Raw genomic sequence first — 2,181 nt, 5'->3', positions numbered from 1 at the left:
TCGCCCGAAGCGCGCGCGACCGCCACCGACATCCTGCGGCTACGGGGCGTCGAGATCTTCCGCGGTCCGGTGCCGACGCCGAGCCCGACCCCGTCGCGCTCGCCGGGGGCGGTCGTGACCCCCGTGCCCCTCCCGACCGGCGGGCTCGGCACCCTCGTGACCATCGACGATGCCAGGGCGCGGGCGGGATACCCGGTGCTCGCTCCGGTCGACCCGCTGCTCGGCGCGCCCGACGAGGTCTACCTGCGCGCGGTCACCGGCTCGACCGCGGTATCGCTCGTCTACAAAACGCGAGACGGCATCCCGACGTCGTCGCAAGCCGGGGTGGCCGCGATCGTCACTGAGTTCGGTGGTGGGTCCGTCGACGAGCAATTCTTCGGCAAGGTCCTGGATCAGAGCACGACGCTCGAGAAGGTCACCGTGAACGGGCAGCCCGGGTTCTGGATCCAGGGCACGCCGCACTTCTTCTTCTATCGGGTCGCCGGCACGTCCGGGTCGGTCGAGCAGGAGACCCTGCGGCTCGCCGGGAACACCCTGATCTGGACCCAGGGGACCCTGCTCCTGCGGCTCGAGGCCCAGGTGGACAAGGCGACCGCCCTCCGGATCGCGGCCTCGTTCCGCTAGCGCCCGCGGCGGACCCGGCCGTAGGTCGGGGTGATAGGGAACCGAAGTCGCCGTCCCATTGTAGGGAGGACATGCGCCGGCTTTCCGTGCTCCTCGCGGTCGTCCTGCTCGCTGCGTGCGGCTCGCTCAAGGAACAGACGTCCCAGGTCGCGAGCCAGCCCGCCCACGAGCTCCTCTTCGTCGCGATGGCCACCGGCATGACGGTGGTCGACGCCTCGACGGACGCGGTGGTTGCCACCTTGCCGGTCGGCACCCTCCTGCCGGACCGGTCGCGCTACTGGACCGTCGACAGCGGCGAGCGCACGACCGTGCGGGGCATCGATCCCGCCACCGGGATCGATCAGAGCTCCTTCGTCCTGGACGGCCGGTGGTCGGTCCCCGCCGCGTACGGCCCGGCGCCGAGCGGCCTCTCCGCCAACGGCAAGTGGATGGTCCTCGTGGCGCCGCCCGTCGCGGTGACTGGCAGCGGCATGCTGAACCGCTTCGCGGTGATCGATCTCGCGAAGCAGAAGATCGAGCAGATCGTGACCGCGAACGGCGACCTCGGATTCGACGCCGTGAGCGACGACGGCCGCAACCTGTACCTCGTCGAGCACCTTGTCCCTGCTCCGCATTACGCGGTGCGCGTCGCAAGCTTCACCGGCACGGGTCTGTTGGGCGGCGTCATCGGGCAGATCAAGACCGCGGAGCCCGAGGTCATGAACGGCCTGTACCACGCGTCGGTCGCGGTCGGCGCCGACTGGTTCCTCAGCCTGTACTCGAACCCGGGGCGCGGGCCGTTCATCCACGCGCTCAACACGACCCAGCTATTCGCGCAGTGCATCCTCAATCTGCCCGACGTGCCGGTCGCCCTGCGCCCGGCGTGGTCGATGCTGCTGGACCCGAAGCACCAGAAACTCTTCGCGGTGAACGGCGCTGGTGGCGTGGTGAGCGAGGTCAACACCTCCGCCCTCCTGGTGACCCGCTCGAGCATCGATCTCGCGCCGGCCGCGGCGTCCCTCACGACCGCGCCCATGCATCCGGCGGCACTGACGGCGGACGGGACGCGGATCTATGCCGCAGCCGAGCACGGCGTCATCGTGATCTACACCGCCGATCTGTCCGTGCGATCGCGCTACCTGAGCGATCGGCTGGTCGACTCCGTCGCCGTGAGCGAGGACGGCCAGCGGCTGTACATCGCTTCCGGCGGGAGCATCACCAAGATCGAGGCAGCGACGGGCAAGCCGCTCGGGACGATCGGCTCGGCCTCGCACGCGCTCGGCATCCTGGCGATCGGGGGCCGCTGAGCCGCGGACCGTCGGGTGGCGATCGCGTCGCAGCTCATGTCGTCGCGCGGGCGATCAGGGTCCAGCTCGCACGGTCGGTCGCCCGCCCGCACCCGCTGCTGACGGGGTCGAAGGGCTCTCACCCGAATGGGGTAATCCATCTAGCGAATTGACCCTCCGTCGACACTGAACACATGACTCCGCTGGATGGTGTGGTCGCGACCCCGACGCAGTCGGAAGCGAGTGACCGGCGCGCGGATCTCGAGCAGCTGAAGGCGGGCGCCGCCCTCCT

2 protein-coding genes are annotated in these 2,181 nt (G+C 70.0%); both read left to right on the top strand.

Translation table 11 applies throughout. The features are described from left to right. A partial coding sequence (locus tag VIM26_RS17880; RefSeq protein ID WP_331953646.1) for a hypothetical protein occupies positions 1-624 on the top strand: 624 nt, incomplete at its 5' end. A gap of 71 nt (positions 625-695) precedes the next feature. Further along, a complete protein-coding gene (locus tag VIM26_RS17875; RefSeq protein WP_331953645.1) occupies positions 696-1,910 on the top strand; it encodes a hypothetical protein in 1,215 nt (404 codons plus the stop codon). Positions 1,911-2,181: the final 271 nt, after the last annotated feature.

Source organism: Pengzhenrongella sp. (genome assembly GCF_036565025.1).
In the GTDB taxonomy this organism is placed as follows: Bacteria; Actinomycetota; Actinomycetes; order Actinomycetales; family Cellulomonadaceae; genus Pengzhenrongella.
Note: the sequence above shows the minus strand (reverse complement) of the source record. Positions and strands in the feature narration are given on the sequence as shown.